General features: G+C 65.6%; 8 protein-coding genes. 2 read left to right on the forward strand and 6 right to left on the reverse strand.

The features are described from left to right. Positions 1–92 precede the first annotated feature (92 nt). From NDO48_RS24390 to NDO48_RS24410, 5 genes are all read right to left on the reverse strand, one after another. Entirely contained in the window at positions 93–1,172 is a 1,080-nt protein-coding gene (locus tag NDO48_RS24390; RefSeq protein WP_018429125.1) for a glycosyltransferase 61 family protein, read from the reverse strand. Between the two features lie 151 nt (positions 1,173–1,323). Continuing rightward, positions 1,324–2,142 carry an ABC transporter permease gene (locus tag NDO48_RS24395; RefSeq protein WP_267322555.1) on the reverse strand — a complete coding sequence of 273 codons (819 nt, stop codon included), beginning with the start codon at positions 2,140–2,142 and terminating at the stop codon, positions 1,324–1,326. Beyond that, positions 2,139–3,383 carry an ABC transporter permease gene (locus NDO48_RS24400; protein ID WP_267322556.1) on the reverse strand — a complete coding sequence of 415 codons (1,245 nt, stop codon included), beginning with the start codon at positions 3,381–3,383 and terminating at the stop codon, positions 2,139–2,141. Before NDO48_RS24400 ends, NDO48_RS24395 begins: the two co-directional genes overlap by 4 nt. An 88-nt stretch (positions 3,384–3,471) precedes the next feature. After that, positions 3,472–4,470, reverse strand: coding sequence for an ABC transporter substrate-binding protein (locus NDO48_RS24405; protein ID WP_416377221.1), 999 nt, complete (start codon positions 4,468–4,470; stop codon positions 3,472–3,474). Positions 4,471–4,574: 104 nt separating this feature from the next. After that, positions 4,575–5,654, reverse strand: a complete 1,080-nt coding sequence (locus NDO48_RS24410; RefSeq protein ID WP_267322558.1) for an ABC transporter ATP-binding protein — start codon at positions 5,652–5,654, stop codon at positions 4,575–4,577. Between the two features lie 244 nt (positions 5,655–5,898). Between NDO48_RS24410 and NDO48_RS24415 the strand changes: the two genes are divergently transcribed. Beyond that, entirely contained in the window at positions 5,899–7,305 is a 1,407-nt protein-coding gene (locus tag NDO48_RS24415; RefSeq protein ID WP_267322559.1) for a PLP-dependent aminotransferase family protein, read from the forward strand. Position 7,306: 1 nt separating this feature from the next. Further along, positions 7,307–8,641: an NAD(P)/FAD-dependent oxidoreductase gene (locus tag NDO48_RS24420; protein ID WP_018429131.1), complete on the forward strand. Its 1,335-nt coding sequence runs from the start codon at positions 7,307–7,309 to the stop codon at positions 8,639–8,641. A gap of 93 nt (positions 8,642–8,734) precedes the next feature. On the opposite strand, the gene NDO48_RS24425 is transcribed toward NDO48_RS24420, so the two are convergent. Beyond that, positions 8,735–17,884 (reverse strand): autotransporter-associated beta strand repeat-containing protein, encoded by a 9,150-nt coding sequence (locus NDO48_RS24425; protein WP_267322560.1) that lies wholly within the window; start codon positions 17,882–17,884, stop codon positions 8,735–8,737. Positions 17,885–18,434 lie beyond the last annotated feature (550 nt).

An 18,434-nucleotide genomic window follows, 5' to 3' on the forward strand; every position in this document is an offset into this window, starting at 1 on the left:
TGTGAAGCCCGCAGAGCAGTCTGATGGGCCGATCTCGTTTGCACGAGATGATGCCGGCCTGGCACATCAGGAACTGCGCAGGGATGCCTCGATCACCCGCGCTGCAGGCTTTCCCCCGTTCGGGCCATGTCGTCCTGCGCTCGGTCTATCAGCGCCAGAAGGCGTTGGACATCGACATGATATCCATCTTCCGCCTTGTCGGCGACGATGGTCGCCATGCGCTGGCCAAGCGCCGGCACCATATCGGCGATCAGGGCATTGAAGCGGTCGGCAGGATTGATCACCACGATCAGCGCTCCAAGCGCGGCGCCAAAGTGGCCATGCACCCACTGGCTGCCTTCGACGGTCACGACGACAGGCACCTGCGCCAGCGCTGCCAGCAGCTCCGGCAATGGCGAGGTGACATCGCAGACAACATAGCCGCGGGCAGCCAGAGCCTCGGCCACCTCGTCTTCATTTTGCAGGCTGCGGCTGGCGCCGGTTCCGCCCCGCCGCAAGAATACCCCGGCGTGCCCTGATGGCGCCAACTCTGCATGCAGCCTTCCATGCAGGTCCCGCGTACGGGCGCGGCGGTGCGTGTTCATTCCACGGTCGTCGGTCAGCCACATCTCACGGGCATAGACCAATGGAGCGGGTGCCGGCGACAGGCCGAGCATCTCGCAATAGCCGCGGGCGTGATGCCAGAACGGGTTGTAGGGCAGGCAAAGGATCTCGTCTGGCCGGGCAAGCAGGGAGGCTGGCAAGGAATCGTTTGCCAGGTGGCCAAAATAGGCAAGCGCCACCGAAGTCATCGCGAAAAATGCCTTGTCCACATGCAGCATGGGCTCGGTCAGCACGGCTTGCAGAGGTGCGGGACCATGGCGCTGCAGGCTACGCAACAGGCTGAACACCCCGCGAGGGGTCGCCAATGCATCGCCGAGTCGATAGCGCGTGGTCGCACCATGTTGTCGCAACCCGCCCGCGATCCGCAGCCTTTCATTGTCGAGCGTCGTCGACTGCTCCGCGCCCCGGACGCGATCCCAATCGGCTGGGTCCATGTAAGCAGGCGCCTGTTCGAGCGTTTCAGCTTCGGCAACAAGCTCGGACGGAAGCCCTGCCAGCGTGCCCCGCACTTTGCGGAGCCGCTCGAAAATCGAGCCTGAAAGAGGATAGAGCCGTGAAATGGCCGACATGCACCCGCCTCTCTGACAAAGAGCTTGGGCATTTATAGACGCATGGACTGCTCATCTCCATCGTTGTTCGCACCATCTCTCCGCCGAACGAACACTATCCGAAGCCGAGGCAAAACCGTGCGGTGCCGAGGCCTGGACGAACTCATCCGGTCTAGGCCGTGACTTTCTGCCGCTCGGCGCGCCGCTGCAGCCATTGCACGGTCATCAGAAACACGGTCGAGAACAGGATCAGGAGCGTGGCGACAGCCGCAATCGTCGGCGACAGCGTTTCGCGCACGCCGCTCCACATCTGCCGCGGCAGGGTGCGCTGTTCGGAGCCGGAAATGAACAGGGCGATAACCACCTCGTCGAATGAGGTGACGAAGGCGAACAGCGCGCCTGACACGACGCCTGGCGCGATGATCGGCAGCATGACGCGCATCACCGCCTCGACCGGGGTGGCGCCCAGGCTCGCTGCCGCCCGCATCAGGTTGTGGTCGAAGCTCGCCAGCGTCGCCGTCACCGTGATGACGACGAAGGGCGCGCCGATGGCGGTGTGGGCAAGCACCAGCCCCGTCAGCGAGTTGAGCAGGCCGACGGCTGCGAACGCGTAGTAGATGCCGACCGCCGAGACGATGACAGGCACGATCATCGGCGAGATCAGGATCGCCGTCAGGGTTGCCCTTGCAGGGCAGTCGGGTCGCGTCAGGCCGATGGCGGCGAGCGTGCCCAGAACAGTCGACAGGATGGTGGCCAGGACGGCGACGATGATGCTGTTCTTCAGCGCCAGTTGCCAGACCTCGGAGCCGAAGAACTCCTGGTACCAGCGCAGCGACAGGCCCGGCATCGGATAGGTGAAGAACGGCTCGGCATTGAACGACAGCGGCACGATGGCCACGATCGGCGCGACCAGGAACAGGATGACCAGGCCGCCGGCGAGCCAGAGCAGGATGGGAAAGAGGTGGATCGGGGAGCGCGCGTTGATCATCATCCAATCCTCAGGCGGTCGATACCGACCAGGCGGTTGTAGACGGCATAGAGGATCAGCACGGCGACCAGCAGGATGCCGCTCAGTGCCGCCGCCATGCCCCAGTTGGTCACCTGGTTCGAATAATAGGCGATGAAGTAGCTGACCATCTGGTCGCGCGGGCCGCCGACAAGGGCTGGTGTGATGTAGTAGCCGAGCGCCAGGATGAAGACGAGCAACGCGCCGGCGCTGACGCCCGGCAGGCTCATCGGCAGATAGACCCGCCAGAACGCCATGAACGGCGGCGCGCCCAGCGACGAGGCAGCGCGCAGATAGACAGGCGGGATGCCGCGCATGACGCTGTAGATCGGCAGCACCATGAAGGGCAGCAGGATGTGGGTCATCGCCACCAGCACGCCGATGCGGTTGTAGATAAGCTCGAGCGGCTGGGCGGGATCGATGATGCCGATCCACGCCAGCGCCGAGTTGACCACGCCGCGGCTCTGGAGCAGCACCACCCAGGCGCTGGTGCGCACCAGCAACGACGTCCAGAACGGCAGCAGCACGAGCACCAGCAGCGTGTTGGCAACGACCCCTTTCGAGCGCGCGATCAACGCGGCAAGGGGGTAGCCAAGCACCAGGCAGATCAAGGTCACTGATGCGCTGACGACGAAAGTGCGGTCCAGGACATCGAGGTGGACGGCGTTATCCGGCGACACGCTTGCCACATTGCCGCTTGCGTCGCGGGTCAGGTCGAGCGCGCCGAGCAGGTAGAAATCGGTGTAGCGGGGCATCGCCTGCTGCAGAACCTGCCAGGCGCGCTGCGTGCCCCACATCTCGTCGATGTCGACAAAGGCCTGCTGGAAAGGCGCTTCGGCATTGCGGATCGTGCGTGCCGTCTTCAGCAGCCTGGAGCGCATGCCCGTTTCGTGATAGTTGAGCCGCTTGGCGATCTCGGCGACATCCTCACGCGACGCCGCCTTGAGATCGGCGGCGAAGGCCGCGAACACGGCTTCGCCGGGCACGCTTTGCCCGTCCCAGCCCGCCAATGCCGAAACCGTCGCCGGCAAGGTGCGCGAGACGTCGCTGTTGTCGACGCTCCTGGTCAACAGCATGCCGATCGGCAGGACGAAGATCGCCAAGAGGAACAGCATGAGCGGGGCGACAAGGAGCAGCGCCTTCACCTGCCCCTTGCGCCTGAGGCCACGCAGGCGACGCGCCAGCGCTGCCCCGTCGACATTCGTCCTGGCGGTGTGATCCGTCATCGCTATCGTCATTGTCCGGCTGCCTTCCGAGCTGGTCCCGGAGAAAAATGCGGGCGAGTCCGGAGAGGCGACCCGCCCGCCAAGGGGACTACTGCGCGAGCCACTTGTTGAAGCGCTCGGTCAATTCCTCGTCATGGTCGGCCCAGAACTCGGCATTCACGACGAAGGCCGTCTTGGTGTTTTCGGGCGCGGTCGGCAGGTCGGGCAGGATTGCGGCCGGAACCTTGGCGATCGCCGCCTTCAGCGTCGGACCATAGGAGATGTATTGCGACTGCCGCGCCATCACGTCGGGGTTCATCGTATAGGCAATGAACTTGTCGGCGGCCGCCTTGTTCTTCGAGCCCTTGGGCTCGGCCCAGAGGTTGAAGTCCATGCCCTGGCCGTCCCAGACGATCTTGAAGTTCTTGCCGCTGTTCTTGACCGCGTCATAGATGCGGCCGTTCCAGGCGGTGGTCATCAGCACTTCACCGTCGGCCAGGAGCTGCGGCGGCTGCGCGCCGGCCGACCACCAGACCTTCACGTCCTTCTTGATGGTGTCGAGCTTCTTGAAGGCACGGTCGACGCCTTCTGGCGTTCCAAGCACCTTGTAGACGTCGGCAGGCGCCACGCCGTCGGCGATCAGCGCGAATTCAAGCGTTGTCTTGGGCGACTTGCGCAGCGCGCGCGGCCCAGGGAACTTCTGCGTGTCGAACAGGTCGGCCATTGTCTTGGGGCCGCCGTTCGGGAACTTGTCGGCATCATAGGCAAAGATGGTGCCGAAGACGATGGTGGCGGCAGCACAATCCATCGCTGCGCCGTCGATGAACGCCCCCTTGCCGCCGAGTTTCGAGTAGTCGATCTCCTCGAGCCAGCCTTCGTCGCAGCCCTGCAGCGCATGTCCAGGTTCCACATCGACGACGTCCCAGGTCACCTGACCGGTCTCGACCATGCCCTTCAGCTTGGCGGTCGACCCGTCCCACTCATCCTGGAGGATCTTGACGCCGGTCTCCTTGGAATAGGGCGCCATGAACGCCTGCTCCTGGCTCTTGGTGTAGGCGCCGCCCCAGGAGGTGACGGTCAGCGTTTCCTCGGCCAGAGCCGGCATCATCAGAGCGAGGGAAAAGGCAGAAGTCTGAAGCAGCAAGGCAATGCGTGTCATGTCGGTTCCCCTGTTGTTGTTGGTCTGCGTTGGACGAGCGGCGGCCTTTGTCCTCAAGACAGCGCCAGCGCCCGGCAATCTTCCTGCCGCCAGCCGATGGCGATCTCGCCGCCCGGTGCGGGGGTGACGCCTGTATGAGCCGGCACCTTGATGCGGATGTCGGTGCAGCCGCAGGTCGCCACTCGGAGGCGGATATGGTCGCCGTGATAGATCAGCTCCTCGACCCTGGCGGTGAAGCGGTTGGCAACATCGGTCGTTGGCGCCAGCACGATACGCTCTGGCCTGAGCACCAATGTCGTCTTCGCCCCCTGCCGCAGCCCCTCCCCGGCAAGCGCCGAAATTGTGGCTCCATCCGAAGTCCTGATGCGGCAGGCGCCGGCGCCAAGGTCCACCACGTCGCCCGCAATGGCGTTGTTCTCGCCGATGAAGGTGGCGACGAACGGGTTGGCCGGAGCCTCGTAGAGCGCTGCGGGCGGCGCCACCTGCTGCAGCGTGCCGTCGTTGAAGACGCCCACCCGGTCGGACATGGTCAAGGCTTCGCCCTGATCGTGCGTGACGTAGACGACATTGATGCCAAGCCGGGCATGCAGGTGCTTGATCTCGAGCTGCATATGCTCGCGCAGCTGCTTGTCGAGCGCGCCCAGCGGTTCATCCATCAGCACCAGCTCGGGCTCGAAGACGAGCGCCCTGGCGAGCGCTATGCGCTGTTGCTGGCCGCCGGACAGCTGGGCCGGCCGTCTCGCCTCGAAATTGCCCATACGCACCATGTCGAGCGCGCGTCGCACGCGTTCGGCGACTTCCGCCTTGCCCAGCCGACGCATCTTCAGCGGAAAGGCGACGTTCTCGCCGACCGTCATGTGCGGAAACAGCGCGTAATTCTGGAACACCACACCGATGTTGCGGCGATGCGGCGGAACGCTGTCGATGCGCCGGCCGCCGAGCGTGATGCTGCCTTCGGTCGGCATCTCGAATCCGGCGAGCATCATCAGCGTGGTCGTCTTGCCCGACCCCGACGGCCCGAGAAGCGTCAGGAACTCGCCCTGGGCCACATCGAGATCCAGCCCGCGCACGACATAGCTCGCGCCGTCATAAGATTTGCGCACGCCTTCGAAAGCGATGAAGCGCTCGTTCATGTCGTGATCCTCCGTGCGCCGGAAGGCTTCAGCCTCTTTTTTGTCCCGGCACGCCCTCATATTGTCTTGGTCAATAATTTGTTGTCAAGCCACACAAATACATTGCCTCAAAAATCATCGAATGACACTCGATCATCGCCAGAAATGATGATACGTGGATAAATATGGCTCGGCCGGGCTTGCCCCCACTCTTTCCGAGAACGCTGGCCAAGAACGCTGGCAATGTGTGGTGACGGTTATTTGTATGGATGACAACGAAAGCCAGAGCGAGACAAAAGCGGAGACGGACAGGAAGACCGTCCGTGTACCGACCTATCTCGAACTGGCAACCGAGCTCGAGGCCAAGATCCGCTCCGGCGAATTGCAACCCGGCAGCCAGCTGCCGCCGCAACGCGACCTGGCGCGCGAGCGGGCACTCAACGTCTCGACAGTCACACGCGCATATCGCGAGCTGCAGAACTGGAGCCTTGTCACCGGCAGCACCCGGCGCGGCACCATCGTCAATGCCGAGAGTGCGATGCCGCGTGTCGACCGGGCATCCAATCCCTCGGGGATCATCGACCTCACGGTCAACAGGCCTGCCGTTGACGACTTTCAACAACGCCTGGCCGAAGAACTGCCGAAACTATCGTCCGACAAGCGCTTCCGCGAGCTGCAGGAGTATCAGCCGCCGGAAGGCCCGGCCTGGGCCCGTGCGGCCGGGCGACGCTGGATAGGCCTCAACGGCTTCGACCCGGCCGCCGAGGACATTGTCGTCACCTCGGGCGCACAACATGCACTGCTGGCCGTCATCAGCGCATTGATAGAGCCCGGGGATGTCGTCGTCTCCGACCGCCTCACCTATTACGGCCTGAAGGCGCTGGCGCAGATGTACCGGTTCCGGATCGTCGGCGTCGATGCCGACGACGAAGGCATGTCGGCCGAGCAACTCGACAGCGTCTGCAGGCAGGAACGGGTGAAGGCTGTCTTCACCGTGCCGTCGATGCACAATCCGACCGTCGTCACCATGAGTGACAAGCGGCGGCGGGAGCTGGTGGATATCGCGGCCCGCTACGATCTCGCCATCATAGAAGACGACGTCTATGGCCCGATGCTCGGCAACCGCCAGGCCGCCATCATCACGCGGGCACCGGAACGCACCTACCACATATCAGGGCTTTCCAAGGCGCTCGCGCCGGGCCTGCGCGTCGGCTACCTTACCTGCCCGCCGGGCAAGGCGGTGATGATGGCAGAGGCGGTCCGCACCACCGCCTGGATGCCGGCACCGCTGCCGCTGCTGATCGCCACGAGGTGGCTCGAGAACGGCACGGCCAATTCCATCCTCAAGGCCCAGCTGGCCGAACTCAGGGCGCGCCATGCCCTGGTCATGTCGATCCTGGCAGGCCATTCCTTCAATGCCGATGCACGCTGCATGTTCATCTGGCTGCGCCTTCCGCCGCCCTGGCGCGCCGAGGATTTTGCCACGAATGTCCGTGCCCATGGTGTCGCCGTGATGCCGTCGACTGCCTTTGCCAGCGACCGCGAGGCTGTCGAGCACGCGGTCCGCGTCAACATCGGCTGCGCCACCTCGCGCGAGGAACTGGCGACGGCGCTGCGCATCATCGCCTCGACGCTGGCCGACCGACCGCGTTCGCTGTTCGGGAGCGTCTGAGATGAGCGAGCTCGACGTGGATCTCGAGGTCGCCCCCCTCCCCGAGGCCGAACGGCGCGACGTTGTCGTCATTGGCGCCGGCCTCGTCGGGCTGTGCTCGGCGATGTGGCTACAAATGGCCGGACACAAGGTGACGCTTGTCGACCGCGAGCCGCCGCTGCCGGGCAATGCATGGGAGCAGGCCTGTTCCTTCGGCAATGCCTGCACCGTTGCCCCGCAGAGCATCATTCCTGTCGCGACCCCGGGCATTGCCCGCCAGGTGCCGGGCATGCTCGCCGATCCGCTTGGCCCGCTGGCAATCGTCTGGCGCTACCTGCCGCAATTGGCACCATGGCTGCGCGCGTTCCTGGCCGTCAGTTCCAAAGCCGAGGTCGAGCGCATTTCAGCAATCCTTGCCGGATTGCTTGGACAGGCCGACGCGGCATGGCGCCCGCTCGTCCGGCAGGCTGGTGCCGGGCATCTGGAACAGCGCAAGGGGGTTCTCTACCTCTACAAGAGCGAGAAGGAAAAGCTTGGCGCAGAGACCTTCAACCGGCTGCGTGAGCGGCATGGCGTCAGGCTCGAACGGGTCGACGCCAGCACCATCCGGGAGCTCGAGCCCAACCTCGCGCCGCATTACCACAGCGGCACCCTCTACAACGACGCCTACACATTCTCGAACCCGAGAGCGCTGGCTCAGGCACTCGCACTGGACATCGTCGGCCGTGGCGGGCACTTCGTCAGCGGTGAGGCAGCGCTGAAACCGCTGGCTGACGGTGTCGAAATCCGTGTCGCCGAACAGACGATCAAGGCGGATCACGTCGTTGTCGCCGCCGGCGCCTGGTCGGCGCAGCTCGCGCGCCAGATAGGCGACCGGATTCTGCTGGAAACCGAGCGCGGCTATCATGTGCTGTTCCCGGACGCAGGCGAACTGCTCGGCCGACCGGTCTGCTACACGGCCCATGGCTTCTACATGACGCCGATGGCCGACGGCCTGCGCGCCGCAGGCACGGTCGAACTCGGTGGCCTCAAGGTGAAGCCGAACCGTGCCCGCGCCGACGCCATCGCCCGCACCGTCGAAACCCTGCTGCCGGGCGCCGGACATGCCGGTTCGCGCTGGATGGGTTTCCGCCCGTCCCTGCCCGATTCATTGCCTGTCATAGGTCATTCGCCCCGGGCCAGGCGTGTCACATATGCATTCGGCCACGGTCATGTTGGCCTGACGCTCGCAGCAATCACCGGCCGGCTGGTTGCAGGGTTGGTCGGGCGCGAGCAGGTACCCGACCTCGATGCGTTTCGGCCGGACCGGTTCAGCTGGCTGGGCGGCCGCAACACCCCGGTCGACCGCTCCCGATAGCGGCTGCAGCGTTGCAGCCTTGTTCATAAGGCCGCGCTCCGGGGGCTTGGAGCGCGGCCTCGTGCTGTGCGTTGTTGTCGTGCTTGCCCCACGTCAGAAACGCACTGCGAGATCGGCCTTGAAGCTCTGGTCGACGGCGCCGCCGCCGAGCTGGCCTGTGTAGGAAAGTCCGAGCGTCGCTGCCGGCGACAGGTCGAAGTCGACGCCGGCCTCGACCACGACTGCATCCCTTGCAACCGGGGCGCCGGCGATGGTGAATGCGTTGCCGCCGGCAAAGGCGACCGACGTCAAGGGCGTGATCTCGCCGAAGGCATGCCGCCAGCCGACCATGCCGCGCAGCGTGGCTTTGGCATCGCCCAGCACGACATCCCTGCTGGCCCTGACGCCGAGCGTCGCAAAAGTCGTCTCGGTGGTCGAAGCGGATGCGGTCAGCGCCGCCGGACCGCCCTTCTCGGTGAAGCCGTCAGTCCTCACATTGATATAGGCAAGGTTCGCAAACGGCTCGACGATGGCGTCGCCGCGCTCCAGGCGATAGCCGGCTTCGGCGAAGACCTGGGTGGTGGCCGCGTCATATTCGGCAGTCAGGTTGTCCGAGAAGCCGCCGAAGGCGACCTTGCGGCTGGTGTCGATGCTGTTCCAACTGTAGGCGGCACCGCCGCGCAGGCCGAACGCGCCCCACTGCCCACCGGCGAAGACGCCGGCATGATAGCCGTCGCTGCTGCCATTGGACTTCAGGGCATCGGTATCGAACGAGCTGTGGCTGTAGCCGCCGAAGACGCCGAGGCGGATGTTGTCGCCGAACGCCGCATCGGCCCCCGCAATGAGGCCGCCGGTGGTGCTGTCGAAGCCCGACGCATTGCCGTCGCTGCTTATGTTGCTCCAGGCGCCATAGGCCTGCGACCAGAACGCCATGCGCTCGGTCGCCGCATCGGCGAGCTCCAGACCGCCGGGTCCGTATGCCATGACCGGCAGCGCCGCCGGCACGACGTCGCCGAAGGCCGCGCGGATACGGTCATTGGCGGCATTGGCGAGGAAGCGGCTGTCCTCGGCCAGCATGCCGCTCACCGAGCCATGGATTTCGCCCGACAGTGAATCGAGCGCCCTGCGGGCACCGTCCTCGTCGAGGTTGACCATCGCCTTGTAGATCGCATGCTTGTTGTCGAGCGCCTCGGTTGCCTTGCCGGTGGCGAACTGATTGCGGGTCAGCGCGATGTCAGAGAACTTGATGTCGTTGCGGTCGAGCGACAGGCCGACGGAGTTGGCGGTGTAGGTCAGCGTCGGCGTCAGGAACGCCAGGTTGGTGGTGACCGAGGCAAACTGGCCAAAGACGCCGGATGCCGCGGTCAGGATCGTATACTGCGTCGACGGTGCGTAAGTGCCGCTGCCCGCGAGCACCCGCACGGCGCCGCCCGACATCGTGGCCTTGCCCTCGACCTCGAGCCTTCCCGACTTGGTGGTGTCGACGTCGACCTGGAAGGTCGAGCCCGAGGCGAAGCTGGCGTCGCCCTTGATGGTGAGCTTGCCGAGATTGCTGCCGGCCGCGACCGTCGCCCCCGAAAGCGCCGTGATCTTGCCGACCGTGCCGTTGCCGCCAAGCGCCGCGCCCCCTTCTACCGTGACGCTCGACGCCGCCAGCGAGCCATCGACGGCGAGCTTGCCGGCACTGACCGTGGTGGCGCCGGAAAGCAGGCTGATCCCGGTCAGGGTCAGTGTTCCCGTGCCCGACTTGGTGAAGGTGCCGGTGCCGTTGATGACATTCGCCATGCTGGCATTCGTGCCCTGGTCGACGATGAGGGCCGCATCGTTGAGGATCGTGCCGGTGCCGAAGCTCGTCGCCGAGCCCGACAGCGTGCCTGCAGAGATGGTGGTGCCCCCGGTGTAGGTGTTGGTTCCCGTCAGCACGGTCTTGCCGGAGCCGACCTGCCTGACCGACCCGCTGCCGGAGATCGCGCCGGCAAGGGTCATGAGGTTCGACCGGTTGAGGGCAAGCACGGCATTGTTTTCAATGGCGCCCGATATCGAGCCGCTTGTGCCGCCGCCACCCAGCTCCAGCGTGCCGGCGCTGATCCTGGTGCCGCCTTCGTAGGTGTTGGCGCCAGTCAGGATCAGCTTGCCATCACCGGTTTTGGTAAGCTTGCCCTGGCCCGAAATGACACCCGAGGCCGTAAGGTCGTCCTCCGTGTCGAAGGTGCCGCCCGCCAAGCGCAGCTCGATGCCGCGCGCGGTCGTCATCTCGGCCGTGTTGGTAAGGATGCCGCCGAGAAAGACCAGGCCGCCGGAGGCAGCACCGAGATTTGCGTCGGACGAAATCGACAGCGTGCCGCCCTTGATGACCGTGCCGCCGGTGTAGGTGTTCGCACCACTCAGGACCAGGGTGCCATAATCGTCCTTGACCAGACCGCCCGATCCGGTGAGCTCGGACTCGATAGTGGCGGTGGTGCCGGCGCTGGAGACGGTGCCGTCGCCGACGCGGATGGTCGTCGCCGCATCGGCAAGACCGATCGCGTCGCCCTTGATGGTGTAGCCGCTGGTGACAAACTGCATGCCGGTGACGGCGATGTCGCCCTCATCGTCTTCGACGGTCACCGTGCCGGCAGTGCCCTGGAAGATGGCATAGCCGGGCCTTGGCGCCATCGCCGCGTTGTAGGCGCCGTCCTGGCGCGTCCAGTTGCCGCCGCCGGCACTCCATGTGCCGTCGCCGCCGTCGATGATGCCGTTGTTGAGATTGGCATTGGCGCCGCCGTCCCAGAACGACAGGGCCGTGCCGCCGGTGTTGATCAGGTTGACCTGGCTGGCCACCTGCGTCTGGATGCTGAGGTCGCTGGCCTGGAAGGCCCCGGGCACCGTGCCAATCACCAACCCGTTGTCGACAAGCGTGCCGCCATAGTTGATCAGTCGGTAGATGCCGGCGCCGAAATCATTGCCGCCGCTGACGTTGAGCGTGCCATCGAGCGTCAGGTTGCCGTCGACGTCGATGCGGTCGCTGTCTTCGCCCAGCTCGAAGTCGAGATTGGCGCCGCTCCGCAGCAGGAGCGAACCGACTGACAGTGTGCCCTTGCCGGCGCCGGGCGCGATATGGCCGCCATCGGAGACCGTGACGCTGCCGGCGATGGTGCCCGAACCGGACAGTGTCGCCCCGCTGTCGACAGTGACGGCGGTGCCACCAAGCTTGCCGTTGACCTGGAGCTCGCCTGCATTGACCGAGGTGTCACCCGTGTAGGTGTTGTCGCCGGACATTGTCTGCTTGCCCGTTCCCTGCTTGGTGAAACCGCCGGTGCCCGACATGACGCCCGAGAACTCGGTGTCGTTGCCGTTGCCTGCCGTCAGCGTGCCGCTGCCGAGCTTGACGTTGCCGGCCCCGGCCAGCGAGGCAATGGCCTGGTTGTGGCCATTCAGGTCGAAGGTGGCCCCTGAGCCGACGCTGACGGCGCTGGCCGAGTCGATCGTGTTCGCTGCCCCGGCCCTCAGCGTGCCGGCATCGACCTTGGTGGCGCCCGTATAGGCGTTCGCGCCCGACAGGGTGAAGGTGCCCGTGCCTTTCTTGATCAGCCCGCCCGTGCCGTTGATGATGCCGGAAAAATTGGTCCAGCTGTCGTCTCCGCCAGTGGTCAGGGTGCCCGCGCCCAGCGCCACTCCGCCCGCGCCGGTGAGCGATCCGATGATCTGGTCGTAGCCGTCGAGATCGAGCGTGGCGCCGGAGGCGACGTCGATGGAACTGCGCGAGGAGAAACTGTTGGTCGCGCCGGCCTTGAGCCTGCCGGCGTCGACCCAGGTGGGACCGGTGTAAGTGTTGGCGCCGCTGAGCGTGAAGACGCCGGTTCCCGCCTTGCTGAGGCCGCCGCTGCCTGAGATGACACCCGAGAATTCCGTGGAGCCGTCATTGCCGCCCGTGGTCAGGTAACCTGCGCCGAGCGTGAGCGAACCTGCCCCGGCGAGCGACCCGATGGTCTGGTCGAAGCCGTCGAAATCGAGCGTCGCGCCGGCCTTCACGGTTACGGCGCTGTCGAGATCAAGCGCGCCCGAATTGCCGGCCTGGAGCGTGCCTTCACTGACCACGGTGTCGCCGCCATGCTGCATGGCCTTGACCACGAGCGTGCCGTCGCCGGTTTTTTCCACGGCGCGCGGTTCGCTGCCACCGCCGAGAATGTAGCCCGAATGCGTCGCCGTGCCCGACGCGACCGACAGCACGGTGTTTTCCTGCTGCAGGATCATGGTGTTGGCGAGGTCGACATCGGCGCCGTAATCGAGGCCGCCGCCGAACATCATCAGATAACCGGTGCCCGCGGCCGAGCTGTTTTCGACGCGCAGCGTGCCGGCGTTCATGTAGACGATGCCGTCGAAACCGCTGCTGTCACCCGAAAGCGTAAGCTTGCCGGCACCATACTTCTTGAGATCGCCTGAACCGCTGATATCGCCGCCGAAGGAGGAGTCGTCGGAGCGATCGAACACCAGTTGCCCGGAGTTGCTGACGTCCCCCGACAAGGTGCCGCTGGTCTCGGTGTCGCCGATCTGCAGGACACTGCCGCTGTCGATGGTGGTGCCGCCTGAGTGGCTGACATCGCCGCTCATCACGACGATGCTGTTGCCGGTGACCAGAACCGTTCCGGTACCGGAGATGTCGCCTTCGAACTCGCCATTGGCGACCGTGTCGTTGAAGACGAGCGCGCTGTTGTTGAACACGTTGCCCTTGATCGAACCACCATTGCCGATCTGCAGGGTGCCGGCGTTGATGTAGGTGCCGCCGGTGTAATAGTTGTAGCCGGTCAGCGTGGTCGTGCCGGTGCCGTTCTGCTCAAGACGGCCGGTGCCCGCGATGTAGCCGTCGAACACCAGGGCGTCGTCGGAGCGGTTGAACGCCAGCACGCTGTTGTTGATGATGTCGCCGGCCACCGAACCCGACGTGCCGCCATTGCCGATCTGCAGGGTGCCGGCCGAAATGGTCGTCTTGCCCGTGTAGGTGTTGTCTGCTGCCAGCACCAGCGTGCCGAGGCCGAGCTTGTCGAGACTGGTCTTGTCGCCGTCTGCGATTACCGACGAAATGACAGCCTTCACGCTGCTGTCGGTGTTGATGAAGCTCGCATCCTCATTGTCGTAGGGATTGCCCGACAGGGCCAGGATGCCACCGGTCAGTGAATAGCCGTTCGTCGCGAACTGCAGCCCCTGGAAGGCAAGCGTACCGCTGACCGTGACCGTGCCGGCCGTGCCCGCGAAGACGCCGACCTCGCCGCGCCAGCCGTCGTTGAAGTTGGCCTCACCCGGAGCGCCGGTCCAGTTGCCGTTCGAGGCATTCCAGGTGCCGCTGCCGCCATCGACGGTGCCGTTGCCGGTCAGGTCCGAGCCATCCCAGAACTGCAGCAACTGGTCGCCGTTGCGGATGAGCAGGTTGACCTGGTTGGCGACCGCCGTGCTGATGAAGGCGTCCGTCGGCAGCGTGTCGAACGAGCCGGTGACCGTGCCCGAGACGTTGAACAGTCGGTAATAGCCGGTCACGGCATCCGGCGTTTCCAGCGTGCCGCCGAGGGTCAGGTCGCCGTTGACGATGACGAGGTCGTTGGTCGGACCGCCGGCCACGCCCGATGTGCCGAGCTCGAACACGCTGGTCGAGCTGGCGTCGAGCGTGAGGTTGCCATCGACGGTCAGCGTGCCCGGGCTGTTGCCGGCCGAGAGCGTGCCGTAGACATAGGTGCTGCCGATCGTGCCAGCGCCGCCGATCGCGCCATTCGCCCCGACGGTGATGCCGGAGGACGAGGCGATGGACCCGTTGACCACCAGCTTGCCGCTCGTGACGCTGGTCGTGCCCGTATAGGTGCTGGTCCCTGTCAGGACGGTCGTGCCCGAGCCCTCCTGCCTGAACTGGCCGTCGCCCGAAATGAAGTCGTCGATGGTGACGACATCGGAGCGGTTGAAGGCGATGGTGCCGTAGTTCTCGATCTCGCCGCTGCCAAGCGTGCCCGACGTCGCCCCGTCGCCGACGACGAGCGTGCCGCCGGTGATGGTCGTGCCGCCGGTGTAGCTGTTGGCCCCGGTCAGCGTCATCTTGTTGTTCTGGCTCTTGACCAGCGAGCCACTGCCGCTGACGACGCCGCCATAGGTGGTTTCGTCGGAGCGATTGAAGGCAAGCCGGCCGTTGTTTTCGACGTCGCCTGCGATCCAGCCGGTGGTCGAGCCCTGGCCGATCTGCAGCGTGCCGCCCGAGATTTTGGTGCCACCGGTGTAGGTATTGTCAGCGGCCAGCGTCGTGGAGCCGGTGCCCTTCTGCTCGAACCCGCCGCTGCCGCTGATGACGCCGCTCAGCACAGTCGATGCGGCACGGTCCACGACCAGCTTGCCGTTGTTGGTGACAGCGCCGGCCAGCGCCCCACCGGCGCCGCCATTGCCGACCTGCAGCGTCGCGCCGGTGATGGTGGTGCCGCCCGTGTAGCTGTTGGTTCCTGCCAGGACGAGCGTTCCAGTGCCCGTCACGTTCAGCGCGCCGGCGCCGCTGAAGCCGCCCATCCAGGAGGTCAGGCTGTTGCTGCCGAGCGCAATCGTGCCGCCGCCTGCCCCGATCGTACCCGAACGGGTCATGTTGAAACTCGACCCGACGTCGAGCGTGCCGCCGTTGAAGTTAAGCGCACCGGTGCCCAGGTTATCGTCGGCGACGACGGACAGCGTTCCACCGGCAAGCGTGGTGCCGCCGGAATAGGTGTTTGTACCTGACAGCGCCAGCTTGCCGCTGCCGCCGACGGTGAGGCCGCCTGCGCCACTGAGCACGCCAGAGAGCGACAGTGTCGTGTCGGCAGCCGTGGTGATCGTACCCGAACTCGACAGGCTGACCGCCCGGCTGATGGTCGAGGTGGTGGTCGAGGCGAGCGTGCCGCCGGCGAACGTCAGCCCGCCGGTGCCCAGCGTGCTGTCGCCGGCGATCTCCAGCGTGCCGGCGCTGAGCGTGGTGCCGCCGCTGTAGCTGTTGGTTGCATTGGTGAGCTTCAGCGTGCCGGCGCCGTTGACGTTGAGCGCGCCGGTGCCGGTGATCTGGCCTGCCTGGGTCAGCGTCGTTCCCGAGGCAGCCGCCAGTCCTCCGCCCGGGCCCGCAAGCACGATGCTGCGGTTGGCGGTCGTGGTGCCGCGCGTCTCGAGCGTCCCGCCCTGCAGCGTGAGCACGCCGACGGCATCGCCAAGGCTGGAGTCGTCGAGGATGGAGAGCGTTCCGCCAATGAGCCTGGTGCCGCCGAGATACGTGTTTGCGCTGCTGAAGACGACCTTGCCGACCCCGGACACTGTGAGCGCGCCAGCTCCGCTGAGCAGGCCGTTATAAGTCAGCGTCGCCCCCGCCGACGCCGCGAGCCCGCCGCCTCCGGAACCGAGCGTTGCGTTGCGGCTGGTCGTCAGCGTCGATGTCGCCTGCAGGGTGCCGCCGTCGAAAGTCAGGTCCCCGCTGCCGAGGCTCGCATCCGACGATATGGCGAGGGTGCCGGCGCTGATGACGGTGCCGCCGCTGTAATCATTGGTTCCGCTCAGCGTCGCCGTGCCGGTGCCGGTCTTGTAAAGCGCTGCCGCGCCTCCGAGTTTCGCTGCGAAGGAGCCGGTATCCAGGTTGAAAGCGCTCGACGCCTCGATGGTTCCGGCGCCGGTCGCGCTGCCGCCCAATGCGGTGAAGGTGCCGACGGAGAGCTTGCGTCCGGCAGCGATGTCGACCGTGGCGCCGGTGCGATTGACCAGCTCGCTGATGCCGGACAGGCTGCCGCCCGACAGCGACAGCGTGCCGCCATCGTTGTTGAAGATGCCGGCGCCAATCACATCGCCATTCTTGACGTTGAACTGCCCGAGATTGGTCACCGCCCCCCAGCTGGACTTGACCGTCGCGGTGCCGTTGAGATTGAGAACCGATCCGGCATAGTTGAAAAAGCCGGTTCCCGCGTCGATGATGCCCTGATCGGCAACGTTGATCGTGCCTCGGTTGTTGAATTCGGCATAGGTGGTTTCGAGTTTCGCTCCAGAGCCGATATTGATCGTTGCGTAATTGGTGCCGGCGCCGAGGCTCAGCCACCTCGATGCACCGAGCGTGACCAGGCCATAGTTCTGCAGGTCGTGGATCGCCTTGGCATCGTTGGCAGCCGTGCTGCCTTCGACCTTCATCTCGGCCCCGCCGTCCACCAGTATCCAGGTCGGGCGCGTGCCGCCCGAATAGTTGCCCGAAATCGTGGTCGTGCCGGCGCCCAGGTGGATCGCGCCCTGTACGGTGCCCTGGTTGGGTGCGGTGCCCAGGCTGTTGACCCTGTTGGTGCCGCCTGTGATGTAGATCGCGTCCTGACCGTTGTCGGCTCGCCGGATCGCCCCCGCAGTACCGATGGTGATGTCGAGATTCTGGCCGCGAATACCGACGCCCGCGCTGCCGTTGGCGGCCTTGTTGGAGCCCCAGCCGCCGCCGGAGCCGCCACCACCGGGAGCAACATCGCCATTGACGATAATCGTTGCGCCATTCGGATCGGTGACGGAGATGCCGTGGCCGCCATGGCCGCCGGCGCCCATGTCGCTGGCTCGCAGGGCGCCACCCGGCCCGCCATTGGTATTGCCTTCGGTCCCGTCGCCGCCGGCTCCTCCGCGCACAAACACGCCGGCGCCTACGGTTATGGTCGCAGCGCCACTGGTGCCGCCGACGAGAATACCGCTGCCGCCACCGCCGCCACCGCCGCCACCGGCAATCGAAGTGCCACCGATCTGGACACCACCGTAACCACCCTTGCCGCCAATGCCGCCAGACGAATTCTGGCCGACAGTGACGTTGCCGGAGTTGATGACCAGCCCCGCGCCGCCGCCGCCTCCGCCACCGCCGCCGCCCGCACCGTTGTAGCCGGCGCCACCGCCGCCGCCGCTGTCGGCAGCACCTCCACCGCCGCCGCCAAACCCCGAAGTACCGCCGTTGCCGCCGCTGCTGCCGGAAGGTTGGCCGTTGCCGGACTGGCCGCCGCCGCCGCCGCCGCCGCCAGCAGCCAAGACCGCCGGGAGGCCGGTACCTCCGGCCCTGGTGCCGGAACCATTGCCGCCAGCTCCGCCATCATTGCCCCGTGTCTGCGCCGATGCGGACTGGATTGCGGGCGACAGCACCAACGGCGCGACAAGCGCCGTGCAGGCAAGCAAGGCGAAGCGGTAGCGGCCGTAACAGGAAGGCCCTGCCGCCCTGCCGGCGGCCTGGCTCCGAGGCTCCGGCGCGACACGTTCGTCATGGCCGGCGTTCGGTCGGCGGCTGCGGATGCTGCTCACGTGGTCTTCCCTGGCTCGCGGACGCAGACCGTCAGCCGGCGAAGCGCAAAGCTCCGCCACCGCCGAAAACAGCAGGGCTGTCGGTCGCAGGTCACACTGATTTCAAGTTCACTGCGGCGCTCGCCCCAAAACCCCAAGCACCGACGCGCCGGACCCTATGCCTGCCCAAAAATGCGGTCAATTGTTAGAGGTTGACTATTATTGGGGCCATTTTTGCCAGCATTCCTAGATGCTTAAGCAAAATCTAATGCATCGAATACAGCGGTCGCCGCGATGCCTACCAGTTCCCAAACAAGGTGACTCTTGGCGTCGATGCCGATGCTGCGTGGAGCGATGCAGACTACAGAAGCACGGTTTTCAACCCGGCAGGACTTACCGGTCGGAAATCCAGATGCGCTGGATATCGACGCGGTCGGAGCTGCCAGAATTCGGCTTGGTTATGCTGTTGAGCGGTTCTGCCCTATGTCGCCGACGGTGTCGCTTTCGCGGGCGCATAAGACGATATTCGCATAGGCGTAGCGTACAAGTTTTGATCGGATCATCGGGCGCG

This window comes from Aminobacter sp. MET-1, from assembly GCF_026521175.1.
Classification (GTDB): domain Bacteria; phylum Pseudomonadota; class Alphaproteobacteria; order Rhizobiales; family Rhizobiaceae; genus Aminobacter.